This window comes from Blastocatellia bacterium (genome assembly GCA_016713405.1).
Lineage (GTDB): Bacteria > Acidobacteriota > Blastocatellia > Chloracidobacteriales > JADJPF01 > JADJPF01.
The window spans coordinates 316,310-342,257 of the sequence record JADJPF010000027.1; the positions used below are offsets into that span (position 1 = coordinate 316,310).

The following is a 25,948-nucleotide window of genomic DNA, read 5'->3' on the forward strand; positions in this document are numbered from 1 at the left end:
AATTTTATGAGTAAAAATAATTCGGTAATAATTATTGGCGGTGGGCTTGCAGGATTAACAGCAGCAAAAAGGCTTTTAGATTCAGGTTATCAAGTGCAGCTTTATGAAGGAAGAAAGCTTTTAGGTGGAAAGGTTTCTGCTTGGCAAGACTCGGACGGCGACTGGGTGGAAAGTGGATTACATGTTTTCTTTGGTGCTTATGAAGAAATTTATGAGTTAATGAAAGAGCTAAATGTTTACAATCAAATTATTTGGAAAGAACATGTTTTAACTTATACTTTGGATGAGGTAGAACGCTTTGAATTTCGCACTACTTCCTTGCCCAGCCCATTTCATTTACTGCCAGCAGTATTTCAAAACCGATATTTTAATTGGTTAGAAAAACTTTCTTTAGCTAAAGCTTTACAACCAATGCTTTTTGGGACAGATAATTATTTTCGTAGCCAAGATAGCAAAACTTATAGTCAATGGCATAGGGAGTTTGGCATAAGTGAAAAGATGTTAAAGAAAATGTTTTTACCTATGTCTTTAGCATTAAAGTTTTTACCTCCAGAAGAACTTTCTGCAAAAATAGTTTTAGATGTTTCTGGTACTTTTTTACGTACACCTACAGCATCTAAAATGGGCTTTTTAAGCGGTTCACCAGCAGAAAAATTAACCGGCCCTTTAGCTAAATATATTACTGATAAAGGTGGAACAATTTACTTAAATAGTCCAGTAGAAAAACTTAATCTAGGGTCAAATAAAATTACAGGTGCAGTACTAAAAAGCGGGGAAGTGTTAAAGGCAGATTATTATCTATTAGCTTTACCTATACATAAATTACAAGCAATTTTGCCCAGTAGAGTTAAGGAAGAAAAATTTTTTAGTAATCTCTATGAATTTGAAGGAGTTCCAGTAATTACTACACAACTTTGGTTTAATCAACAAGTTACAGGTATAGACAATATACTTTTTTCTCCAGATGGAATTATTCCTGTTTATGCTGATCTTGGCAATACTACTAAAGATTATTCTTGTCAGGGAAAATCTAGAATTGAAGCAGTTGTTGCTCCGGCTCGTCAAATTTGGGATTGGGATGACAAAAAAATTGTTGCAGAAGTTTTTGCTAATATTAAAAGCTATTTTCCAAAGTTATCAACAAATGCTAAAGTAATTAAATCAACTGTGGTAAGAATCCCAAGATCAGTTTATTGGCCTAAGCCAGGTGTTGATAAATTACGCCCCACACAAACTACACCAATAGGGAATTTATTTTTAGCTGGTGGTTATACACAACAGCGTTTCTATGACAGTATGGAAGGTGCTGTTAGTAGCGGAAACTTAGCTGCAAAAGCTATTGAGCAAGCTACTAGTAAACAATTAAACTCAAAAGCAGCGGTAAAATCTTAGTATGATCCAGGTAAATGTTAATGAGTAGAGATTCTTTTGTTGCTGCCAAAGAAGCTTTTGAATATTGTGAAAAAATTGTTCGCCATCATGCAAAAAGCTTTTATTTTTGTAGTCATTTTCTTCCTTATCATAAAAGAATAGCAATGTTTGCTATTTATGCACTTTGTCGTACATTAGATGACATAGTTGATGAATCCGCCCCAGAAAATAAGCTTATAACTCACCGTTTGTTAGATGAATGGCAAGAAAAACTAGATATTTTATATAGTAATAAAACTGTAAAAGAACCTATTTTAGTAGCTATGAGAGTTGTACTAGATTCTTATTTGGTCAATAAACAACATTTTTTAGACTTAATTGCTGGTGTAAGAATGGATTTGGAACCACAACCATTTAAGAATTTTGATGAACTTCGCCTTTATTGCTATAGAGTTGCTGCAACCGTGGGGCTTATGGCATCAGAGGTTTTTGGCTATAGTGACGCTAGTGCTTTACCTAGAGCGGAAAGTTTAGGAATTGCTATGCAGTTAACTAATATTTTGCGAGACGTTGGAGAAGATTTAGAAATAGGAAGGATTTATTTACCTACAGATGAGCTAAATAAGTTTAATTATTTAGAATCAGACCTAAAGGCTAAAAGAATTAATAAAAATTTTATTGCCTTAATGAAATTTCAAATTCAGCGTGCTTATAGCTTTTATCAAGAAGCTGAACTAGGTATTAAATTACTTAGTCCTGATAGTCGTTTTACAGTGCTAGCTGCTAGTAGACTTTATGGAGCAATACTATCTAAAATAGAGAGTAACAATTATGATGTGTTTTCGCGTCGTGCTAGTCTAAGTTTATCAGCTAAGTTATTATATTTGCCTAATATTTGGGTAACACGCCAAATTAAATTTGCCTAAAACATTATAAAGACATGTCTAAAAGTGCCTTAGATTTTGAACTTTTAATAAAAGATTGGTCGCCTATAATTGAAAAAAAGTTGGAGGAAATACTTCCTAGCTTTCCTAATATTTCCGATCCTATTTGGCAAAAAGCTATTAGATCTGCTGTTTTTGATGGAGGAAAACGTACTAGACCTTTTTTAACTATAATGGGCTGGCAGACAATTAGCTCTAATGAAAATTACCAAATAGATTTGATGCTTGAAGTTGCTGTTGCCATAGAATTAATACATTGTAGCTCTTTAATTTTTGATGATTTACCTTGTATGGATAATGCTACGCTAAGACACGGGACTAAAGCTTTACACTTAGAAATTGGCGAAGATAAAGCTATTTTGGTTGCATTAGCTTTGCTATTAAAAGGTATTGAATTAGTAATTTTAGTAGCAAATTCTTTAACTTCTTTTAAGCAATCTAATGCTTTAGTAATAAATTTAATGCAGACAATTGGAACAAATGGATTAATTTGTGGGCAGTGGTTTGACCTTTGTGCTAAACAAAGTGTTAGAAATGAAACAACCGATGCTAAATTGCTAGCACTTCGTAACTTAAAAACTATGCCTTTGATTAAGTTTTCTCTTTTAAGTGGAGCAATTTTAGCTGATGCTAATGAAGAACAGCAAATAGCTCTTAGCCAATTTGCTGAATATATAGGGGATGCCTATCAACAAGTAGATGATTTACTAGATTTTATTGGAGACTCAATTTTACTTGGCAAAGATGTTGAAATAGATAAAAAAAATGACCGTCTTAATGATGCTTATCTTTCTTTAGACCAAGCTGTAATTTCTATAGAGGAAAAACTTGAGCAAGCTCGTAGTATTATCAGAGGTAATTTTTCTACAAAACAATATCCTGATAAATTTACTGGCCTAATTATATTTACTTATTATCTTAGTCGGCGTTTTCAAAATATTGTAGCCCAAAACACTGATAAATAAAGAGTTTAAGTTAGTAAGCTAACCAAAGAATTGCACGCCTTAGCACTTGAATATTTTGATGTTGAAGCCCAATATCAAATTTATCGCATTGCTGACTACGTTCCAGAAAAATTTCCCATAGTTGGTTAACTTCTTCGTTTGCTTCCTGTTCAATATGCCTTAAAGTTTCATTTAATTCAAAATTAATTTTATCTAAGGAAGTATCTACACTACCGCGAGATATTTTAGGCTTTAATGCACGTTTAGCACTATTAAGGAACATAGAAGTTAAGCGAGTTTTACTAGTAAATATTTCTGAGCGTTGTTCAATATTTTTTAGTAAATTTGGTTCAGGTAAGGGGTCTTTACGACCTTTGCGCTCTTGGGATTCTCTAACTTGTTCTAATTTTAATTCTACTTTGCGCATTAAATCTCTTAGTTCAGGTTCCATTTCTGTTAAAGCAATTTCTGAAACCTTATCTAAAAACTCATCGCGTGTTTGTCCTGGTGTTGAGTAAATTTTGAAAACAGGGTTATAGAGTAAAGAAAATTTTTCTTTTCGTACTAAGCTACTGATTAACTCATCTTGCATTTCCGCCAAACGACTAGCAGTAAATAAAAAGTTTCCAGTTTGTTTGGGTAAGTCTGAAAGTGGAATACTAGAAAATTTAGTTCCTGGGGCTAAACTAATTATTGGCTCATCCCAGTTTATAGGCAAGTCATTTTCTGGATACCAGGCTGTGTAAATACGTTCTTCGCTATGGTGATAAGTAGCTCTTAGACTACGAAATGTTAATTTACACTCAATCATTATAGCAGGGTAATAAGCAGATGTACCGGCTGCAACAGGGTTATTTAACCAAAGGTGAGGAACAAGAGCAGAATCTTGACTGCTAGATCTCATAAGTATTGATATTTAAGAATAATTTAGAGTTAAAATTAAAGATTTTTATTAATTTAGTAGGCGAACTATAGCGAATTGTTAAAAATAATTCAAATGCAAAATTTTAATAAAAGCGAATTTTCGGCAAATTATTCCAAAAGACGTTGGCCTGCTTCTTGAGGCTTAACCATTATGGTCTTGAAGTCTGTAAGAAGTGCCATTCCAGCTTTAGCTTTTCTGGGACGAGTAACATTTTTTTTTCTCTGTATATCTTACGGCTGCTAAATTTTCTTCTTTTGCTTTAGAAAAAATGCTGCTAATGCGGCTGCCCTCATAAATTGTCCGGCTTGGTATTATGCTACGCTGTGGGTTACGGATTAATAAGATGAGAACCTGGATAATCAGCTGTATGAAGCCAAATATCCAAAGGTTTAGCTAGTTGAAAAGTTAGTTGCTCGTTGCCTTTATCATTGCGTCCAACAAGAATTTCATAACCATCAGAAGATAAATAGCAGCGTAGCCCACTTGGTAGGGTGGATTGTTTTTTAACGTCCGTTTTCTTAGTTACTTTACTGTCAGCAGGTTTTTCTATATTGTCTAAGTCTAGTTCTGTTTCAGCAGCTAGTATTCTACTAAGTAAATTTTCTTGCTTAGCTAGCTCCTTTTCTGTCTCAGCTAGACGTTTAGCTACAGCTTGTTGACCTCGTTTAGCACGTTGATATTGCTTAAAGTAATCTTCTGCTAGCTGTTTTGGAGATTTATTTTCTGTAATAGATAAACTTATTTCTTTTTGTTCTGGGTCAAAATAATCTATTAAAAAGAGCTTGTTATTTTCTTTATGTAAAGTACCTAGATTAGCTAAAATTAGCTCTCCTAAACGTTTATACTCTTCAGCTTGAGAAAACTCTTTTTCTTCGTTGTGGAGTTTTTTAGTTAAAGATTCTAATTTAGTAATGGCTGATTTGGCTTTAGCTTTTAAGCTATTAAACCGATTTTGAAAAACTGTTAATTTTGCAAGTAAATTAAAATAGTGTTCAGTTGCCTCATTAAGGGATAAAAACTTTGTTGGAACCAAGTTTTTAGCTATTGCTAAATCTAAATAAGTTAAAATTAAGTTCTTACGAATATCTACTTTTCCAATAGATAATTTACTTAGAGATTCTAAAGCATAAATACGCGCCTGTTTTGGTTCAGATAATTCTTTTAGAATAGATTTTAATGCTTCAAATGGTGGTTGGTTTGCAGAACGAAAAATAAGCTCTTTTACTAGAGTAGGGGAAAATCCACTTAATTTGCTTGCTAGTTCTGGTAATTTAGTAGTTTTAAGTAATTCATTAAATTGGCTTTCTGTTAACTCCTTAGCAGGTAGTAAGTTTTTTTCTAAAGGCAGTAAAGAAATATTTATATGCTCTGGAACTTCCCGTAAACTAGCTAAATAAGCATTGTCTACAAAAAGATGAGCATTAGCACCGCGTCCCATTAAATCTAGTAGTAAGGTTAAAGTTATTGCTTTTCCTGTAATATCAAAATTAGAAAAGTTAATTCTAATACGGCGTTCATCAGTTTCTTTTACTAGTTCAGTTAATGTTGCACCAGTAAAATACTTACGCATAAAGTTAGTTAAATGGCTGGCAGAATGTTCTGTTGCTAAATTTTTAAGTTTATAGGTTAGAAAAAATGCAGGACGATTTGGAAGTAAAGAAAAATAAAGGCTTAAGTTATCTGAGCGACGTAGATTTACTAGAAATTCCATTGCCGAAGGTTCATATATTCGGCCAACTAACTGATTTGTAACTAATGGCACTGCTTCAAGTACAATCTGATCTAAGAGATAATTTTCCAGTGCCATAGTTTAAGTTTTAATAATCACGTACTACTAAAGTACTAGAAACAATATCGTGCAAAGTGCGTTGTTCAGGGTCTAAAAACATCCAAACAAAGCCTAGACCTACTAAAGCTACAGAAACAAAATAGCTAGCTGCACGAAGTAGAGATTGAATAAAAGAAGGTGATTCAAAAGTGTTGCTATTTACAACTCTTGTGCCTACAAACATCATGCCAAAGGTGCGAGCCGCAACAAATACCATCATGGTTAAATAGATTAAGCCAGTAAAAAAGCTAGTACCTGACAAAATATATATTATTCTTTGATCGGAGAAATCGACTCCTAACGTATAGCTAGTTGCCCAAAACATTGCACTGACTAACAAAATAATAAAAAGGTCTATTGTTGCAGCAATTAAGCGTTGTGATTTATTAGGTCTTTCGCTTGAAAGAGTTCGGTTTTGTTCACAAACTGCTATTAATTCATCTAAGTAATTTGGGCCTGATTCAGACTCCCTAATTACTCTTACAGATGGTTGTTTGGGTTGCTCTATTGGCTGTTCTAGCAAACTTTCTAAAACTGATTCGGCTTCTTGTGCATTAACTTGTGGAATTTCTATTTCATCAGTTATAGGCAGTAAAACAGGAGTTTCTACAATTTCTTCTATTATTACAGGTGCTACGGCTGTTGCTCCTACTGTTGGGGTAGAAACGGTTTTTGCTGATGTAGCTACGGTTTTAACTACAGCAGAAGTAATCTTAGCTTTTACACTTGGAATTGTAGTTATTATTTCAACATCTGGTTTAATAATTGGAGAATTATCCACTTCTATGTTAGGTGTAGGGCTAACAGCTAAAGAACTAAGATTATGTGCTTCTGGTAAAGCAGTAGATTTGGCTTTAGCAATTTGTTGTGGTTGAGGGAGTGTTGAAGGACTATTTACGGTTTTACTTGCTGCTATTGCTGCTGCTGCACCTATATATTGTTGACGTTTTACAGCTATTTCAGAAGCACGTTGAACCCTTTTAAGTGCTGCTTCAACTACTGGATTACTAGTGCGATCTTCAGAATCAATATTAGCATTAATACTATCAATACTGGTACTAATGCTATTAATAGCTAAGCCAGTGTTATTTATTGGGGGGTTAGTTTGTTGATAGCGTTGGGCTGCGGCTTCTAGTTCTGCTTGCAACCGCCCACGAGCTTCTTGCATATTGCGACGCTCTTTTACTTCTCGCACTTTAGCACTTAGTTCAGCACGCCAATTATTATTGGGGTTAGCAGCTTGCTGCTTAGTTTTATCAGCCGGTTTGTTTGCTGCTAAAGGAAATTCAATTAAAGTAGAACGTTCTAAAGAAGTTTCTTTGATTTCTTTTGCTTCTTTAAGTTCCTTTGGAAATCTAAACCCACAATATGGGCAAACGCTAGCTTTTTCGCTTTGTTCTTTAGCACATTTAATACACTTCATGACTATATTTAGATTGACCCCTCAGAATCTAATATTTTTATTTTTTGGGCAGATTTTTTGAATACTTGGTGAATTTATATGAGTCTCTAAGATGAGCAAACTATAACAAAAGCTTTTGTCAAGATCAACCTTCTTATACAATTAAAAGTTGTATCTATAAGGATATAATCTATATATAGTTGATACATAACAGTTAAAGTGGAAAATTAAAAAAGATCAGAAAGCTAGCTTTTAACTTTCTGATCTGGTTAGGCTGATCACTGTAAAAACTCACTAGTAATTTTAATTCACAGATCCTTCATAGATATTATTATCTGGTGCCTTAGGTTTATTATTTGGTAAAGGTGCCAAATTTGGTGCTTGGCTTGGGTCTGTTAAAGGTAGATCAGCAATTTTTTGAGGTTTAACTTTTAGTTCTTCTTTATTAATATCAAACATGCGTACAAACTTTGATTCTTGATAATCTTTAGCCGAAACCGTAAATTCATACTTTGCTTCTTGTTTTGGTGCAAGTTGTGCTGGTTCCAATGTAACTACCTTTTTATCTGTTAAACGTACATCTCCACGCTTAGTAAGTAAAAATTCTAGCTGTACTTGATTTATAGGCTCTTGAGAAAGATTAGTAACTACCCCACTAAAAGTAACTGTATTCTCTGTTGGATTAACAGAGTAACGGTATTCTTGCATTGAAACTAATGGCACTACTTTCTTAACTAATCCCAGCTTAACAGAAATATATGGAGGTAACTTTTCTCCAATTATATTACGTAGGTTTGGAACAGAATAAACTATACCAACGAAAACCCCAAACAAAACAAAAATAGGTAATGTCCACAAAATAAGGGATTTAACCCTAGCAGCCTTGGTCTTAACTTCTGGAACAGGGTCAGAAAATTGGTTAATGCTATTAAAAAGTGGCATTTCAATGGGTTTATTAGCTGATTGAGAATTTTCTAAAATAAGATCTTCAATAGCTTGAGTTTGAAGAGTAGAGCTTTCTAAATCTACCTTTTTGGTGTCAGATGCTTTGGCTAACTCTATGGGTTTTTCTGCCCAAGAAGATGCTTTTGCTTGCTCGGTAATTTTGTTTGTTAGAAACTCATTATTTTTATTATTTTCTGAAGCTTCTATTTTGTTAACTGCTTGTTGAATAGGTGCTGGATCTGCTTTTTTAACCTCTGTTTTGAGTGGTTCAATGGCAGGGTTAACTTCTGTTTCTTTAGCAACTTCTTTAGCAACTTCTTTAAGAATTTCTTGCACTACTTTATCTGAGGTTTTTGCAGTAGTTTCTGTTGGGCTTATTTTATTTATATTTTCTGATGCTAACTTAATTGTTGCATTAGCTGGGGTTTTTTCACTATTTGCTACATTTGCTATACTTGCTAAACTTGCAGTCTGATTTGATAGTATAGATTGAGAAGCTAGGCTTAAGGGGGTTGTGTCTGATAAACTAGCAGCTTGTTCTACTATTTCAGCGTTTTTATCTAATTTGTCAGTAAGAGATGTAGCTAACAAGTCAGTGTTGAGAGAGCGTTTTTTAGCAGAAGGGACTTGTTCTAAATTACCAGTGGTTTTACTACTTTTAAGAGCTTTTGTTTCGCTATGTTTAGGGTTTTCTTTCATAACTTTTTAATCCTAAGTTAGGTTCTAAAAATCTAATGTCTTAAACTTAGTAGTCAATACGTTTGACTAAACTTTCTAAAATTAAATTTTCCCAAATACCTTTTGATTCACATACAACCCAAGTGCTACCTGTCATTGTTTGCCTTTCGCCTTCAATTTTAGCACTAACGCTTATTTTTGAACGCGATGGATCTAATGGTTCTATAACCATTTGTAGTGTATGACGACCGCGCGACCAATTACGAGATTCAATTGCCGGACAACTGGAAAAATGCTCTAGTTGGCTAACTGTAAGTGTGCCTCTGGTAAAGATGACTGGCTTTGCTACCAAGATGCCTTCCTCTTTTTTAGATTTCTCTGTATCTAAATCAATATTCATATCTTTCAACATTGCTATGGTTGCTTCTACTACTACATCTCTAGGCGAAGTAGCTGTGTAAGGATTTGGTAATAAACCTTTTTCTTTTGGCTTATCAAAGTTAATTTGTGCAATACAAATACTAACACTCAGAAAAAGCACTGCGATAAATATACTAAGTTTACCCATATAAAATATCCTTCAGCTTTATAAAATTAATGTTAGAGTAACAGTCTAGCTTTAGGCTTTCAAGTTAGTTATGAGGAATTTTAGTTTAACTAATTTATCTTTCTTTAATACTAGAAAATAATGAGGTTAGTAAAGTAAAATAATAATATATAATATTTTACTATAATAAACATCTTTCTTAGATTCGTAAGTTATTATAAGTATTTATCTGTTTAACTTCTTCTCATTTATAGCCTAAAAAGTACTTTATGGAAATAGCGGAATAATTTCCAGCAAAAACTATAATTTCAGCGAAAATTCGCTTGACGAGAAATTTCGTTTTGCTTATATTAGGTCGATCACTCCATACAAAATTTTATAACCTTGCAATTTGTTGAAAGGAAAGGTGTATCTAAACCTATGGGACAAGATAGTCAAACCCAAACAGATAAACAAAAAGAGTTAAATCAACTATTGCAAGAAGAAAAAATTGCAGTTCTAGCACCTGTTAGCACAGAGTTTGCCGAAATTCTTACTCCTGAAGCCCTTAAGTTTGTAGCTAAATTAGTAAGAAATTTTTCTAATAAACGAGAAGAACTTTTAGCCAATCGATCAGCTAGACAAATTGAGCTAGACAATGGAAAAATGCCTGATTTTCTTGCTGAAACTGCTGCAATACGCTCTAGCGATTGGCAAGTTGCACCACTTCCCAACGACCTACAAGATCGACGAGTTGAAATTACTGGCCCAGTAGATAGAAAAATGATCATCAATGCCTTAAATTCTGGTGCTAAAGTCTTTATGGCTGATTTTGAAGATTCACACTCGCCAACCTGGGATGCAACAATTCAAGGGCAAATTAATTTAAGAGATGCTATTAGTGGGGCTATTACTTACAAAAGCCCAGAAGGAAAACAATATAAATTAAATCAAAATAGAGCAGTTTTAATGGTGCGTCCTAGAGGTTGGAATCTTTTGGAAAAGAATGTTTTGATTGATGGCAAACAAATTTCTGCTTCAATGTTTGATTTTTGGCTATTTTTCTACCACAACGCTAAAAATTTAATAGCTCAAGGCAGCGGCCCTTATTTTTATCTTCCTAAAATGGAAAGTCATTTAGAAGCAAGACTTTGGAATGATATTTTTATAATGGCTCAAGACTCTCTTTCCATTGCTCAAGGTACAATTAAAGCTACTGTTTTAATTGAGACAATTTTGGCTGCTTTTGAAATGGATGAAATTTTATACGAGCTAAAAGAACATTCTGCTGGGCTTAATTGTGGACGTTGGGACTATATTTTTAGCTTTATAAAGAAATTCCGTAATCACCCAGATTTTATCTTACCTGATCGTGCGTTAGTGACTATGACAACGCATTTCCTCCGTAGCTATTCTTTATTGCTAATTAAAACTTGTCATCGTCGTCGAGTCCATGCGATGGGCGGTATGGCTGCACAAATCCCAATAAAAAATAATGAAGAAGCAAACAACATTGCAATTGGAAAAGTTCGTGCAGATAAAAAACGAGAAGTCACCAATGGACATGATGGAACCTGGGTTGCTCATCCTGGATTAGTCGCTATTGCTATGGAAGAATTTAGCTTAATGACTACACCTAATCAAATTGAACGATCAAGAGACGACGTTGAGATAGTTGCAAAAGATTTATTAACCGTTCCTACAGGCAGCATTACTTTATCAGGATTAAGAACAAATATTAATGTTGGAATGCTTTATTTAGAATCCTGGCTAAAAGGCTTAGGATGTGTCCCGCTTTATAACTTAATGGAAGATGCTGCAACAGCAGAAATCTCACGCGCACAAGTTTGGCAATGGGTTAAACATTCTGCCAAGTTAGACGATGGACAACCAATTACAAAAGATTTAGTTAAACAAATTTTGGCCGATGAATTAGAAAAAATAAAAACTTCTGTTGGAGAGGAAAATTTTTCTGCTGGCAAATATAGCCTAGCAGGGGAAATTTTCCAAAAAATTGCTACAAATGATGAGTTTGTAGATTTTCTTACTTTACCTGCTTACGAATTTATATAGAAATTATGAAAGGGCATTTTTTATGAGTAATTTAGATAAACTTAAACAAGAAGCTAATTTATTAGAACAAACTTGGAAAACCGATCCACGTTGGAAGGGCATTACCAGAACTTATAGTGCTAGTGATGTTGTTCGGCTACGTGGTTCTATGAGAATTAATTATACTTTGGCAGAAGTAGGATCTAAGAAGCTGTGGGATTTACTCCATTCAGAAGATTATGTAGCTGCATTAGGTGCATTAACTGGTAATCAAGCCGTCCAACAAGTCCGAGCAGGCTTAAAAGCTATTTATCTTAGTGGTTGGCAAGTTGCAGCAGATGCTAATAATGCGGGCCAAATGTATCCAGACCAAAGCCTTTATCCTGCTGATAGCGTTCCAAATGTAGTACGTAAAATTAATAATTCCTTAACAAGAGCCGATCAAATTCAACATTCTAAAGGAAAAGATGATGTTTACTGGTTTGCTCCAATTGTTGCTGATGCTGAAGCTGGTTTTGGTGGCTCATTAAATGCTTTTGAACTAATGAAAGGGATGATTGAAGCTGGTGCTTCGGGAGTACACTGGGAAGATCAATTAGCGTCTGCTAAAAAATGTGGTCATATGGGCGGCAAAGTCCTAGTTCCAACTACGGAATTTATCCAAAAATTAATGGCAGCACGTTTGGCTAGTGATGTTTTAGGTGTTCCTACAATAGTAGTTGCTAGAACTGATGCTAATGGCGCACATTTAATTACTAGCGATATAGACCCACGCGACCAAAAATTCTTAACAGGTGAGCGCACCGCAGAAGGTTTCTATCGTATGCGTGGCGGTTTGGATGCTGCAATTGCTCGTGGCCTAGCTTACGCTCCTTATGCTGATATGATTTGGTGTGAAACCTCTTCACCTAATGTTGAAGAAGCTAGAAGATTTGCTGAAAGCATTCATGAAAAATTCCCTGGAAAATTATTAGCTTATAACTGTTCACCTTCCTTTAACTGGAAACTAAAGCTAGACAATGCGACCATTGCTAAATTCCAAAAAGAATTAGGTGCAATGGGTTATAAATTCCAATTTATTACCCTAGCAGGTTTCCATGCTCTAAATTACTCAATGTTTGAGCTAGCTAGAAACTACCGTGATACAGGAATGAGTGCCTATGCAGAGTTTCAAGCTAATGAATTTGCTGGTGAAGCTAATGGTTATACAGCAACTAAACACCAAGAATTTGTTGGCACAGGCTATTTTGATGAAGTTGCGCAAGTTATTTCTGGTGGTGAAGCCTCAACATTAGCCCTAGTTGGTTCTACAGAAGAAGAACAATTTCATGACAATGCAGAAGTTGTAGAAGCAGCAGCAAAATAAATTCTCAAAATAAATTTTATTTTACAAAAGGCAAGGCCATGAGGTCTTGCCTTTTATGTTTTTAGAGATTTTGTATATAAGCGAAAATACTAAAAATTTTTAATATGTATTTTTATATAACTTAACCGCAGTTTTTTTCTTGACAACACAGTTGTAATGCTATACGGTTGGCTTGTTTTGTCCTAAAACTTTTTCTATTAAATTTCTAAATATAAATAAATTTTAGCTTCAATAATTGCGGAGCCGCTATTTTATGACAGATTCAATCTTAAAAGTTAATACTGAACAAGAACTAGTTGATTTAATTCGTAAAACTGCTGAAGGTGAACTTACCCTTCAACAATTCTTTGAATTTAGTAATGAAGATATAGATCATATGGCACTTCTAGCTAATGCACTCTATGAAGAAGAGCGTTATGATGACGCTTTGGTTATCCTAGAAGGCTTGATTGCTCTTAATGATAAGGATTCTCGCTACTACAATGCTGCGGGAGCAATTTTTATTCAACAAGAAAAATATGATGAAGCTTATGAAGCTTTGACTAAATCCTTAGAACTTGACCCAAATAACCTGGATGCTTATGTTAATCGTGGCGAAGTATTTTTGGTAAATTCTCGTTTAGAGGAAGCAGCAGCGGACTTTGAAAAAGCTATTTCTATGGATCCAAGAGAAGAAAATCCTTCTGCTAATCGCGCCCGTCAGCTTGTTTGGGGAATGTATCAGTTTTTACAAGAATGTGAAAAACAAGGGCTACTAGACCCGGATTTTGACATAAATAGTTTGCATGAAGAGATTGATGATGATAAACCAAGTAATTTAGGTTAATTGAGTTTATAAAAATAAAGTCATCAAAAGCATAGAAAAACTGCCCAGTGATTTATTGCTGGGCATCTTTACGTTATGAAAAAAGATTTACTAGAAAAAAAACGCTCCATATCTAAATCAACCTTAAAAGAGATTTTCTTACAAACTCAACAAAAACCTTTTTTTCCTCATCCCCGCTATAAACAACCGCACTTAATGACTTTAGCTGGGCATTTTTGGCCTAGGGATAAATCGATCACAGAAACTACTCAAGAACGTATTTTTCAAATAGATGAGGAAGCTAAAGTTCTAGCACATTGTCATTGGCAAAAAAATTATACTCAAAAACCTACTATTGTTATGGCACATGGCTTAGAAGGTTCAAGCCAAACACATTATATGATTGGTACTGCAATTAAAGCCTCAAAAATGGGTTTTAATGTTCTAAGAGTTAATCAACGTGGCGGTGGTGGCACACATTATCTTTCGCCAAGTGCTTATCATCCAGGCTTAAGCGATGACTTACGAGCTATCATCAAAGAATTAACTACAGTTGATAAACTGCAAACAATTTATTTACTTGGTTTTTCTATGGGAGGCAATCAGTCGCTAAAATTAGCTGGGGAATATGCTAATGAATTTCCCTTAGAGCTAAAAGGAATTTGTGCTATTTCTCCTCCAATAGATTTAGAAATGGTCACTAAAGCACTAAATAATCCTAAAAACTATTTTTTCCAAGCAAATTTCTTACGTGTTTTACATCGTAGCTTAAGGCGTTATCATAGACATTACCCTACACGCTATGATATTAGCAAAGAATGGAAAGCCTTTACCCTGCGTCGATTTGAAGAGCTTTTTACTGCTCCTTGCAATGGTTTTTCTAGTGTAGAAGAGTATTACCATTTAGCTAGCTCTAAACGACTAATAAATAAAATAAAAATCCCTACTTTGGTTATTCATGCTCAGGATGACCCATTTATTCCTTTTCAAATGTTTGAAAAAGCAAGCTTTAGTGCTACAACATCTTTGCTTGCTCCACAATATGGTGGGCATATGGGTTTTTTGCGCGGAGAAGTAGACGAAGAAGACCGCTACTGGGCAGAAAACCGCGCACTAGACTTTTTTAAGCTCTTAGAACAAGAAAACAAAGAAGAAACGGATTTTTAAGTTAAACTTAAGCACAATCTTTTTATTTTCTCCGATAATAAACTTTGAAACTGAATCAGCATTCATTTTTATGTCAGAAACAGAAACAACCCTAACACGTGAACAAGAAGAAGTAATTGATGACATTGTTCGTCATCTTGCTATAAAACGCGAGTGCCTAGAGTTAATGACAGTAGCATTAACAGATTGGCCCGAAGGTATTGCTATTTACTATATTTTCCGCAAAGACCGACATGGACGAATTTTCTATCATTACTTATGTTATGAGGGTGAGGTTTATTCACCCTTTACACCTGACGGGTTAGAGTTGTTATTAAAAAGATTGCTTTCTTCAAGACGTTTTACTTTAACTGCGGAACAGCTAGTTAACATTATTTTGATGTATAAACGACCTGAGCCATTAATGACGATTATTACAGATGTTAAAAAAGAACTTTCTGCAAGCAGTCGCCATGCTTTAGAGTATTATTACGGTTTAACGGATTTATCTGCACAGTTAACAAGATTAGAGGAAGATTACAAAGTAGTTTTTTGGACACTTAATTTTAGACGAGAAACCTTAAAGCGTTGGAATGCTTTTATTTATGAAGGTGGACGGTTGCGTTTAACAGAAGATGTTGTAATTGAACTGCGGGACGCTCGCGCCGGCCAACAATAGATTAGATATTATATTGTTTAAGGAGTTGTTATGGTTGACATTACCAATCCAAGTTTTATCCCATCCTATGAGCCTTTAGATTTACAGCAACAAACTGTTGAGCAAACAGAGACACAAGATGCTAGTTTTTCTGCTCCAGCACCAGAGGCAGAAGAAACTAGTAGCGGTGGGGTGACAATTTTGTCTAAGTTAGGCAAAAAGGAAGACGAAGCTATCACGGATGAAGAAAAGCGTAGGTCAAAGGAAAAGGATAAAAGCCAAGTTGAGTCAAACCTAACTGCTCGATACTTAAAACCACGTCGTAGCTTTAATACAAACTCTCTTAAAGACCAGTTATCACAACGCTTGCAACAATCTAAGCCTCAAGGCGAGCCTGCAAAAGCCACAAATCAGCCTACTGACCAAACAAATCAAGATGCCAGCGTGTCAGAACAGCCTGATATGATGATGTCAGATGGGTTTGTCAAACTTCCAACAACTAATAAAGGGCAACAAGTTAGCAACCCTAAAGAAGGCAATAACTTAAGTCAACCAGGTTACTCACAAACTCCAACGGCTGATAGCATTTTTCGCGGGCAAGGGCAAAGCCCAAAGCAAAATCCTTTAGCCCAACCTGGTCAAAGTGTAATTCGTGATGGTCAAGGTCTAACAAATACATTTGGATTACAAAGAAATACTCAAGACGGACAATCTAATCCAGGTGTATCAAGTGATGGTAAAACACCTGGACAAAATAACAATGCTGGACAAGATCAATTGTCAAGCGGAGTACAAAAAGGTACACCTAGACAATTTCCATCTCCATTAGGTACAAATATTAATCAATTAGCATCATCTTTAACATCAAGCATATTGTCATCTCAGCTAAAACCATCAACAACCACCCAAAGCACCCCAGTCACCCCAAACAACACAGCCGACAGTAGCACTATGCCAAAGTCGCCTGTTTTTGGCCGACCTGCTGGACTTTCTTCCCAGGGCTTTCAATCTCCATTAACTCCACAACCTCCAAGCTCATCTCCTAATCCTTTAGGTCTACCAACAGAAAAACCTGGAGTTGGAAAAACATCTACACAAGACACAGACGCGCTATCACAAGCTAATGCTAAAAGTCCTTTTGGAGCAATAGTTAATAAGCCTGTTTCTATGTTTGAAGACAAGTCTAGCTATAGCCAAACTTCACTTGCAACCAATGACAAAGAACAAGTCAAAATGGCACTTGCAACAAAATTTCCTACTTTCGCAACTTTGCCGCCAAATATTCAAAATTCAATTGCTGAAGTTTTTGTCTCACAGCCGGATTTACCATTAGAAACAGCCGAAACCTTTATTCAATTTGCTGAAACTAATAGTTTTCAAAAATTAGGCACAAATGACAAAACACTAGCACTTAAGATGCTTGGATCGCTTATGCAAAATCCAATGAGTGGTGCTAATGATGGTCGTATGGCTCAAGTCTTAAATGATATAGCAAGCGGAATGATGGACTTACAAATTTATCGTTCTCCATCAAATGAGCCGGGCCGAAGTGATTCAACAGGTTTTGCACTTAATCTTGGTTCTCCAGAAGTTGCCGACGCTGTTAATCAAGCAATGAAAGGCGATAGCAGCAAGTTAGCCAATATTTTCTTAAATCTAGTTAAAGTTGTCCCAAATGTTCAAGCTCAAGATCCTACTTGGCAAACATTAATGTCCCAACCAGATTTCAAAGATTTACAAGTAGGAAAACAGGAAATCTTCCAAACAATGAAGCAATTTCCAGATGCTAATGCAAAACAGCTAGTTGAATATGCTGCTTCTCCTTCTGCTAAATTTGTTTTAGCGTCTCCAACAGATAAAACTAATGAACTAAAACTAGTTGCTTCAGTAAATACACTAAAAGAAGGTGAAACAAAAGACGTTAATGGCGAAACTGGACAACCTGCTAGAACTACTGGTTCAGGTTTAAGATTGCCAGGTCTTTCTGCTGGCAAACTGGATGCAACACCCGGCACAACTCAGCAAATACCCCTAGATGAGCTTGTTCAAGAGGGAACTGTTAACATAGGACTTTACCGAGCTAATGACGGTAAGAAAAATGTTGTTGAAGAAAATAACATCAAGCTTAATATTGCTGATCCAAGTGTCCAACGTAGCCTTGCAACGGATGGAAAACTTGCTGGTGCTGCTGCAACTAGAATGACTGCGGTTGCTGCAAAAAGTGTAGATCAAGCAATTAATGAGCTTAATAACAATCCTGCTTTTAAGAAGTTAGATGAAAAAACTAAACGTCTGCTAGCTAGCGCGTTAAAAGAACATCCTAAAGCTGATGTTGAGCAGTTACTTAAATTTGCTCAGTCTGATAGTTATACAGAAATTCCGCCAGATAAAAGCTCACGTGAAAAGGGCCATTTGATGAGAATGGTTGCATCCTTGCTACATCAATTTGCTGATAATCCTAAGCAATTAATGATGCTTTATAACTCTCTACAACGAATGTTTAATAATGATATTAAATTTGATGGGTTTCTTAATGACAGCAAATATATTAGCAATAACCAAGGTGGTGGAGTTTCTATTAATTCCAAATGGGTAGAAAATGAGCGAGAAGCCGCAGCCGTCTTTGTTACAGAAGTTAACCATGCCTTGCATGAACGTCCAAATATGAATTGGGGCGGGACAATAGCATTTTTTGCTAATCAATATCGCTCAGCTTATACAGAAACTCTTTTCCGTACCAATGCACAACCTGAGCCAGAGCAGATGCGACAATTTATTACAGGACTGCTAAGTCCTCAACCTTCAAGCGTTTATGCTCATCTTTATAATACTTATCAAACTGACCCAGTTTTTACCAATCTAGTAAAATGGATAGAAGATAAATTAAATGATGATGAAGTAGTTAAACCAGAAGAACTACGTCAAACTTTATTGGGGATGGTTGGTAAGAGTCCAAATATTGAGAGTGAAGAACCTTTTCAAGATTCTTGGTTTATCGATAATGAAAGCCCATTCCCAGATGCAGCAGCAGTTGTAGCACAGGTTTCAAGTCAAGTTGCGCTTGATCAGCTTTCTACCAAGGAACAAGCTGTAGTAATAAACTTAGTCCGTAAATATGAAGCTGACCCATGCATTTTTCATGAATTGATGCAAATGCCACGTTTTCAACAAGCTGATGAAGCAGAAAAAACTTGGCTACTTCGTTTAGTTGGTGGGCTTTCTTCAGAAGCCTCTAAAGAAGGAAAAGGATCCACTGCGCAAAGAACACTTGCACAAGTTCTTGGTGGTAAAGTAGATATTCAATTTTATGAAAATCAAACAGATCCACGCCTTCAACATTTAGAAAAAAATGTCTTAAATATTAATTTTGATAAGCACAAAATTTGTTGGTTGATGATTGGGTTGCAGGATTTAATGATGCTGCAATTGATTCAATCCTTGGCACAAGAAAATAAACTTAATTTTTTAGTTTTATACCAGCTTTTCAACAAAAACAGGTGTTGGAGACATAAAAGCTGGTTTTATTTTTGCACTTATAGACATTGTACTTAAGTTTTTTTTGTAGCAAGTTTAAGATTTGCTATAAGTTTTTGCTGGTGGGCTATATAGCTATTAAATCAAGCTAGATAAATCTAACTGTTTTATAAATTTATATTTTAAGGTGTAGAAATTATGACTAATAGTAATCGTGTAGGTGGAAAAGTTGCTCTAGTGACTGGTGCTGGTTCAGGAATTGGTAAGGCTACAGCTATTTTATTGGCTCAAGAAGGTGCAAAAGTTGCTGTTACAGATATTAATCTAGCTAGTGCTGAGGCAACTAGAGATGAAATTTTAGCAAATGGCGGTGTGTCAATGGCTTATGAGCAAGATGTTAGTTTAGAAGAGCCTTGGCAGACTATTACAAATGATATTTTGGCAAATTGGGGAAGCTTAAGTATTTTAGTTAATAATGCTGGAATTGCTATAACTAATAATTGTGATGAAATGTCTTTTGCTGATTGGCGCAAGTTAATGTCTATTAACTTGGACGGAGTTTTTCTTGGTACAAAATATGGTGTAATTGCAATGAAAAAAGGCACGGGTGGCAGCATCATTAATATTTCTTCTGCTGCTGGACATAAAGCGATACCAGGCGGAAGTGCTTATTGTGCTAGTAAAACAGCCGTGCAAATGCTGTCAAAATCTGTTGCTTTAGAGTGTGCGCAAAATGATAGCAATATTCGTGTTAACAGCGTTTCACCCGGCGGGGTAATGACGGCTATTTGGCAATCAACAGACTTTTGGAAAAAGTTAAAGAAAAAGTGTTGATGATAAAGTTTTTTGGGACGCAATGGCAAAAGGTATACCACTAAAAGATTTGCACAATCTGAAGAAATCGCCCAAGTTATTCTTTACTTAGCGTCGGATGCAAGCGGTTTTGTTACTGCAACAGACTTTTTAATTGATGGTGGTTATAGTGCTTAGTTATTTTGCTAGCCACCAAATTATTAAAAATAAAGCCACTATAGCTACAATAATTTTTAGTGCTGTTAGGATTTTGCCTAGCAGCACTAAACCTCGCATAAATTTTACTGCTGATGGATCCATTAGCTTTATTTATGTAGCACTATTTCGTAGATTTTTGATTCAATAAATAGATTAAATAAATCGCTATCTATTTGTCCTAATTTAACTTCGCTTTCAATGATGTTAAGAGCTTTATCTACAGGAACAGCCTTTTTATAAGGGCGATCTGAAGCTGTTAGCGCGTCAAAAATATCTGAGATTGTCATCATTCGAGATTGGATTGGAATTTCATTAGCCGAAACTCCATTAGGATAACCACGTCCATTTAGTTTTTCATGGTGATAGCCGGCAATTCGGGGAATATTTTTCCATTCTTCTAACCAAGGTATTTGAGAAAGAAAAACAAAGGTGTGATAAGCGTGTTGCTCTATTTCTCGACGCTCCTGATCGTTAAGTGAGCCTTTTGGAATGGAAAGTGTCCGAATTTCTTGTTCATTTAATAACGGCATAGTGTTTCCATCATAGGTTTGAAGGCTACGTTGAGCAATTTCTATCAGTCTTTCAAAAGAACCTTCTGCTAAAACCGTTGGCTCATTACTTTTTACTATCATTTGCCACATTTCATCTAAATGCTTCATTTCATTAGCTAAATCTATGTCTATTTCTGGCAAGTTAGCTAAATAAGCGTCTTGGCCTTTTTTTAGCAAATATTCTAGTTTTCTTTCTGAAAATCCTAGTTGAACAGTACGACGATAAAAATCAAAACGCCATTTTAATAGCTCAAATTGCAATGGATAAAGCTTTTTAGCTTTTATTAATACTTCTTCTCTTACCCCTACCTTACCAAAATCATGTAGTAAAGAAGCGTAACGAATTTCAGTTAATTGATCACGACTAAAACTTACACCTCCAAAAGGTTTGCGGTCGTATTTATCCACTAGTTCAGCTAGTCCAACGGTTAAATCCGCTACTCGAAAAGAATGTCCTGAAGTTGTAGGGTCGCGTTGCTCAATAGCTTTTACTGAAGCACTTACAAAACCTTCAAATAAATTTTTAATATTTTGGTAGAGTAAAGAATTTTCTAAAGCTACAGCGGCTTGTGAGGCTAGGGAAGTTGCTAAATCTACTAATTCCTGCGGGTAAGGATTAACAAAACGGTTTGCAACTTCAATATTATTAATTTTTACTTTGGTAGCAATTTTATGATTAATTAGCTGTAGAACTCCTATGACATAGTTAAAAGCATTAAACATAGGTACAACTAACATTGATTTTGTATGGTAGCCACTACGCTCATCAAATGAACGATTAAAACCATAAGGTGCTTCTATTGGGATTTGATAAACGTCTTCAATATTTAATGGAATGCCAGATTCAGCAACAAATCCAGCAATTGATTGATAAGAAACAGGAATGGTAAATTCTTGAAATTGGGCTTTGGATTCAATTGCTAAACTTTCGTTAAGTGTATACTTAAAACGTAGTTGCTCGCCTCCTTTGCCGTCTGGCTCAACTAAATAAAGGCTTGCAGCATCTGAACGTGTTACTTCTCTAGCTTTACGTACAATCATATCTAGCAATCGTTCGGTGTTTCGTTCAGCAGAAAGAGCCATTCCAACGCGGTTAAGCTCGTACATTATTTGGGTTTGTCCCTCTAGGCGAATACGTGCATTTTCTACAACTTCGCGTGAATGCAGAAAGGTGCAGGCATTTTCCATTTGCTTGCCTGTCATTAGTGCAGAAGAATTTGATGGCAATAGACAATATATTTTTTTGATTAATTCTGCTGGTAGCTTTTCAAAGTCTAATTCTGTACCAACAACAATTAAACATCGGTTTGGATGGGGTTCAATAAATGGAAAATTTTCTGAAATTAAGCTAATAGGGGCTAATATAATGCCATAAACAGTTGATGTTAAGATGTTTTTTTGTACTATACCAATCTTAAAGTCGCCTTTTAGAGGAATTAGTTCATAGTCTTTTTCTAGTATTTTTACAATATTAGATAGTTGCTGATGAACAAAATAGTAAATAGGCTGTTTCATTTCTCCTCCGGGGGCAGAGTTTCTTTATAAAAATATTTTAGTGATATCTTGGATAAAATATCAAAACCTATTAAGAAATTGAAGGAATAAAAATAGATGAATGAAGAAATTAGGAAATTATTCCCAATCACACAAAATTATCTTTACTTAAATCATGCTGCTGTGACTCCTTATTCTACAATGGTAGAATCTGCAATAAGTAAAATTGCTAGTGATATTGCTCAAAATGGTTCTGTAAATTGGCATCAATGGATTGATACAGTTAATAATACTCGTCTTTTAGTAGCTAAATTACTAAATGCAAAAGCAGAAAATATTGCTTTTATGAAAAATACTTCTGATGCTATTTCTGCCGTAGCTAATGGAATTAATTGGGTTAATGGGGATAACGTTATTAGTTGTGATATAGAATTTCCTGCAAATATTTATCCTTGGATGAGATTAAAGCAACAAGGTGTAGAGCTAAGACTAGCTAAAACAATAAATAAAAAAGTTTCTCCTGAAAATTTATTTCAACTAGTTGATAGCCATACTAAAGTAATTGCTCTTAGCTGGGTACAATATTCTAGTGGATTTCGTGCTGACTTAATTACTATAGGTAAATTTTGTAGGGAAAATAATATTTTATTTTGTGTTGATGGAATTCAAGCTTTAGGGGCATTAGAGCTAGATGTAGAAAGAGATTTTGTAGACACATTTGCTGCTGATGCACATAAATTTTTAATGGGGCCAGAAGGCGTTGGAGTTATGTTTTTATCTAATAGAGCTTTAGAATTAATTCAACCTACTACAGTAGGCTGGCTATCAGTAAAAAATTGGTGGAATTGTTTTGATGAAGATTTTGAATATAAACTAGATTATTTACCTTCAGCACAACGCTTTGAATGTGGAACACCTAACACAGTAGGTATTTATGGATTAAAAGCAGCTTTGGAACTAATGCTAAAAATAGGTGCAAAGGAAATAGAAAATTATCTATTAGATTTATGTGAGTATACTTTCAAAGGCTTACAAGAGTTAGGTTTTGAAACTCTTGCACCAACTAAACGAGAAGAAGCATCAGCAATTGTTTGTTGCCGGCATAGTAAATTTACTCCAGAACAATTCTATAAAGCGTTGCTAAAGGAAAAAATTGTTTGCGCCCCTCGATGTGGTTGGCTAAGAATTTCTCCTCATTTTTATATTAACCAAGCAGATATTGATCAACTGCTAACAACTCTAAGGAAATTAATTAGCTAAATTAACGACGTTTTTTAGACTTAATGCTAACATTACGACGACCATAAGCCTTTTTACTAGGAAAGTTTTTAACTTCGGTTAAAATTGGCGCACTATCAGGAAATATATTTTCAAGCCTTACTACTTTTGGAGTTAAAGATAAATCTGTGACAAGTTCTTTTAGTAAAGTATCTTGTTCATTACGAAAGTAATTTACTTTACCTACCATATTAAAAATAGCAAATAGCACTGGGCCATGTTCCTTAGTGTAAAGTACACCTTGGAGAATAGATGCTCCTTCATCAGTAATATGCAGTGTGCCAGTTTTAGCTACAACAGCACCTTGTAAAGAGCTTTCTACTAAACGAGTTACTAATGTTCCTGAGTCAACCCCCATTACAGGCATAATGTCTTCTATACGCATTTTGTAGGATCTTAGGAGCTTAACCATTTTCTCAAAAATTTTTATTGAAGCACGAGGAGTTATACGATTGTAATCTAGGCCAGAAGCATGAGTAATAATTAGCTCTTCTTCTTTTAGCTTAAATTCTGATTCTAATTCTTTTTCTATTACTTCAATTCCTCCAAGCATTTGCCCTAAATGTTCAGCATAGTAATTATCACTATGAGCATTCATATAAAGAAGCAATTCTTTTAGTGATTGGGAATTATGGACACCAAGTAAAATCCTGGAATCGTCTTTTTTGGAAGTTTCGCTGGTTTTGGTTGGTTTAGTAAAACGTAATCCTAAACTAGATCTTAATTTTGTATTTACATATATTTGATTTGAAGTATGGCGCAGTAGCAATGGGCCTTTTATAACTAACTCTCCTATTATAGTTTTAATTCCTTGGCTACGAATACTAGCAGCTAAATTATTAGCATCAGCAAGGGTAAAGTTTGGATCTCCTTCTGTTTCAATAATTAAATCACCATAAAGAACTTGTTTAGATTCATCAATTAATCCATAGGTATAAGCTACAGTCTTAAATTTATGATTTGGATCAAAACGCTTAAGTGCTAAATATGATACAGATAATTTCATTACGGAAGCTGGATTAAGTGGAGTATCTGCATTATGCTCAACTAAAACTTTACCTTCAAGTGTTTGCATTAAAATGCCTTGTGATTCTGTTGGTGCGCCGCTTTCACTTAAACGGTTAAGATAGCTTTCTAGTGATAAAAGCTTTTTAGGAGGTTTTAATTTAGCTATATCAATATCAGCATTAGCAACAGTTTCATTAGCAGGTTTAGTTTTTTTTCCAAAAAACTTTCCGCTAAAGGGTAAAAACAGCAGTAATAATAAGCTGATAGCAGACAAAGTAAGAATCGCTTTTTTCACTCTACACAAACTCCTCAGACTTAAAAATTTATTAATTATTGTTAAATTTGAAACGGGTACAAAATAGTTTTGTTTGAAGAAATAATTTGTTGTCTCTACAAATAGCGTTTACAGCCTAAAATATATTGCGATATAGCTTAAAAACTCAAGAATATTTTGCCAAATTTGGCAGAGTTTGTTTTGTCAAATTTGACTACATTGCCAAAAATGGCGTGTGTGCCAAAAATGATTAAAACAGCAAAAATTATTTATTTTTAACAAAGCTCTGTAACATATTGATTTATCAATTAGATAAATTTATTAGCTAGAATTATTTTATTTACCTGGAGCTAAGAAAAAATTTTTGTTTTTGTGGTATAGAATTTGTTTTCAGGTTTGGCATACCAGAAAAATTAGATTGTTTTTAGGAGACAAAGGTTATGTTATGCCAATCTTGCCAAGTGATATTTCCCTTCTATCTTAGCTACTGCCGTAGATGTGGAGAAAAATTAATAAAAGAAAAAGCTAAAAAATCACATACAACACAAATGGCAAGTTTAGTTAAACGTGCTGAAATGGGCAAAAAAGTTAAAGCAGAATATGTTACTGCTCCTATGACTCAACAAATGGGACAAGCTCAAAGATCAGTCGCTGAAAAACTACAAAATATTTTAGATGAATTTCCTTCATTAGAAACAACTAAAATTTCACAAATCTTCCTACCCACTTATGTAAGAAAAATGTCTTATAGCGAACAAATGAGACAAACTTTGCGTGAGTTTGATATGTCAGAACTCCAGTATTTAGAAAGAAATAGTGGTGTTTTATCAAACAATAATAGTTATCCTACAGAATATAAAACCAATGATAATAGGACATTAGAATTTAAGCGTCCTAGTACACATTTAGGTGAGACATTACCTTTTGCTAGCAGTAATAGTAGTTATACAGGTACAATTGACCAGCTTTTTAATAACAAAACAAAATATGGTTTAGGTAGCGACCGTCTTGGTCAAACTCGCCCCTTACCAGCAAAATTACATTTACCAACCTCACAACCATTAATTATTCCAACTCCTAACAGCGGTGGGATAGCTCTAAGTTTTAGACAAACATTAAGCAATCTTTGGTTTCGTATGCGAGATTTAGCAGAAAATTTGGCAGTAAATTTTTCTATTAAGAAAAATGCTTAAGGATCAAATTTTAACTTGCTGATTCTAAATAAGAAATATCATCGATATCTCTAATAAACAAAACCTGATGATGAA

General features: G+C 34.8%; 18 protein-coding genes and 1 pseudogene. 12 read left to right on the plus strand and 7 right to left on the minus strand.

Annotation, left to right across the window (positions count from 1 at the left end; all coding sequences use genetic code 11):
- Positions 1–6 precede the first annotated feature (6 nt).
- From IPK14_27140 to IPK14_27150, 3 genes are read left to right on the plus strand one after another with little or no spacing between them, the layout of a single operon-like run.
- Positions 7–1,392 carry an FAD-dependent oxidoreductase gene (locus IPK14_27140; protein MBK7996912.1) on the plus strand — a complete coding sequence of 462 codons (1,386 nt, stop codon included), beginning with the start codon at positions 7–9 and terminating at the stop codon, positions 1,390–1,392.
- 14 nt (positions 1,393–1,406) lie between these two features.
- Positions 1,407–2,297, plus strand: a complete 891-nt coding sequence (locus IPK14_27145) for a phytoene/squalene synthase family protein (protein ID MBK7996913.1) — start codon at positions 1,407–1,409, stop codon at positions 2,295–2,297.
- A 14-nt stretch (positions 2,298–2,311) separates the two neighbouring features.
- The gene (locus IPK14_27150; protein ID MBK7996914.1) at positions 2,312–3,280 is read left to right on the plus strand and encodes a polyprenyl synthetase family protein; all 969 of its coding nucleotides are present in this window, start codon (positions 2,312–2,314) and stop codon (positions 3,278–3,280) included.
- Between the two features lie 10 nt (positions 3,281–3,290).
- Here the strand turns inward: IPK14_27150 and IPK14_27155 are convergent, their stop codons facing one another.
- The 5 genes from IPK14_27155 to IPK14_27175 form a co-directional block, all read right to left on the minus strand.
- Positions 3,291–4,163 carry a hypothetical protein gene (locus tag IPK14_27155; GenBank protein ID MBK7996915.1) on the minus strand — a complete coding sequence of 291 codons (873 nt, stop codon included), beginning with the start codon at positions 4,161–4,163 and terminating at the stop codon, positions 3,291–3,293.
- A gap of 349 nt (positions 4,164–4,512) precedes the next feature.
- Positions 4,513–5,991, minus strand: coding sequence for an NFACT family protein (locus IPK14_27160; protein ID MBK7996916.1), 1,479 nt, complete (start codon positions 5,989–5,991; stop codon positions 4,513–4,515).
- A gap of 10 nt (positions 5,992–6,001) precedes the next feature.
- A complete protein-coding gene (locus IPK14_27165; protein MBK7996917.1) occupies positions 6,002–7,435 on the minus strand; it encodes an RDD family protein in 1,434 nt (477 codons plus the stop codon).
- A gap of 282 nt (positions 7,436–7,717) precedes the next feature.
- Positions 7,718–9,058, minus strand: a complete 1,341-nt coding sequence (locus IPK14_27170; protein MBK7996918.1) for a hypothetical protein — start codon at positions 9,056–9,058, stop codon at positions 7,718–7,720.
- 46 nt (positions 9,059–9,104) lie between these two features.
- Positions 9,105–9,605: a hypothetical protein gene (locus IPK14_27175; GenBank protein MBK7996919.1), complete on the minus strand. Its 501-nt coding sequence runs from the start codon at positions 9,603–9,605 to the stop codon at positions 9,105–9,107.
- Between the two features lie 399 nt (positions 9,606–10,004).
- Here IPK14_27175 and aceB point away from each other — a divergent pair, with 399 nt between their 5' ends.
- From aceB to IPK14_27210, 7 genes and pseudogenes are all read left to right on the plus strand, one after another.
- On the plus strand, positions 10,005–11,636 hold the full coding sequence (gene aceB / locus IPK14_27180; GenBank protein MBK7996920.1) for a malate synthase A: 1,632 nt from the start codon (positions 10,005–10,007) through the stop codon (positions 11,634–11,636).
- A 22-nt stretch (positions 11,637–11,658) separates the two neighbouring features.
- The gene (aceA, locus tag IPK14_27185) at positions 11,659–12,981 is read left to right on the plus strand and encodes an isocitrate lyase (GenBank protein MBK7996921.1); all 1,323 of its coding nucleotides are present in this window, start codon (positions 11,659–11,661) and stop codon (positions 12,979–12,981) included.
- A 253-nt stretch (positions 12,982–13,234) separates the two neighbouring features.
- Positions 13,235–13,807, plus strand: a complete 573-nt coding sequence (locus tag IPK14_27190; GenBank protein MBK7996922.1) for a tetratricopeptide repeat protein — start codon at positions 13,235–13,237, stop codon at positions 13,805–13,807.
- Between the two features lie 75 nt (positions 13,808–13,882).
- Positions 13,883–14,953: an alpha/beta fold hydrolase gene (locus IPK14_27195; protein MBK7996923.1), complete on the plus strand. Its 1,071-nt coding sequence runs from the start codon at positions 13,883–13,885 to the stop codon at positions 14,951–14,953.
- A gap of 70 nt (positions 14,954–15,023) precedes the next feature.
- A complete protein-coding gene (locus IPK14_27200) occupies positions 15,024–15,611 on the plus strand; it encodes a hypothetical protein (protein ID MBK7996924.1) in 588 nt (195 codons plus the stop codon).
- A gap of 30 nt (positions 15,612–15,641) precedes the next feature.
- A complete protein-coding gene (locus IPK14_27205; protein ID MBK7996925.1) occupies positions 15,642–19,142 on the plus strand; it encodes a hypothetical protein in 3,501 nt (1,166 codons plus the stop codon).
- A gap of 120 nt (positions 19,143–19,262) precedes the next feature.
- Positions 19,263–20,054: pseudogene (locus IPK14_27210) on the plus strand (SDR family oxidoreductase).
- 128 nt (positions 20,055–20,182) lie between these two features.
- Here IPK14_27210 and IPK14_27215 read toward each other — a convergent pair.
- Complete coding sequence (locus tag IPK14_27215; protein MBK7996926.1) at positions 20,183–22,141, minus strand: GAF domain-containing protein; 1,959 nt, start codon at positions 22,139–22,141, stop codon at positions 20,183–20,185.
- A 96-nt stretch (positions 22,142–22,237) separates the two neighbouring features.
- On the opposite strand from IPK14_27215, the gene IPK14_27220 reads away from it, so the two are divergent.
- Positions 22,238–23,380, plus strand: a complete 1,143-nt coding sequence (locus IPK14_27220; protein MBK7996927.1) for an aminotransferase class V-fold PLP-dependent enzyme — start codon at positions 22,238–22,240, stop codon at positions 23,378–23,380.
- Position 23,381: 1 nt separating this feature from the next.
- Here IPK14_27220 and IPK14_27225 read toward each other — a convergent pair whose 3' ends face one another.
- Positions 23,382–24,701, minus strand: a complete 1,320-nt coding sequence (locus tag IPK14_27225; protein MBK7996928.1) for a D-alanyl-D-alanine carboxypeptidase — start codon at positions 24,699–24,701, stop codon at positions 23,382–23,384.
- Positions 24,702–25,120: 419 nt separating this feature from the next.
- Here IPK14_27225 and IPK14_27230 point away from each other — a divergent pair, with 419 nt between their 5' ends.
- Positions 25,121–25,873, plus strand: a complete 753-nt coding sequence (locus IPK14_27230; GenBank protein MBK7996929.1) for a hypothetical protein — start codon at positions 25,121–25,123, stop codon at positions 25,871–25,873.
- Positions 25,874–25,948 lie beyond the last annotated feature (75 nt).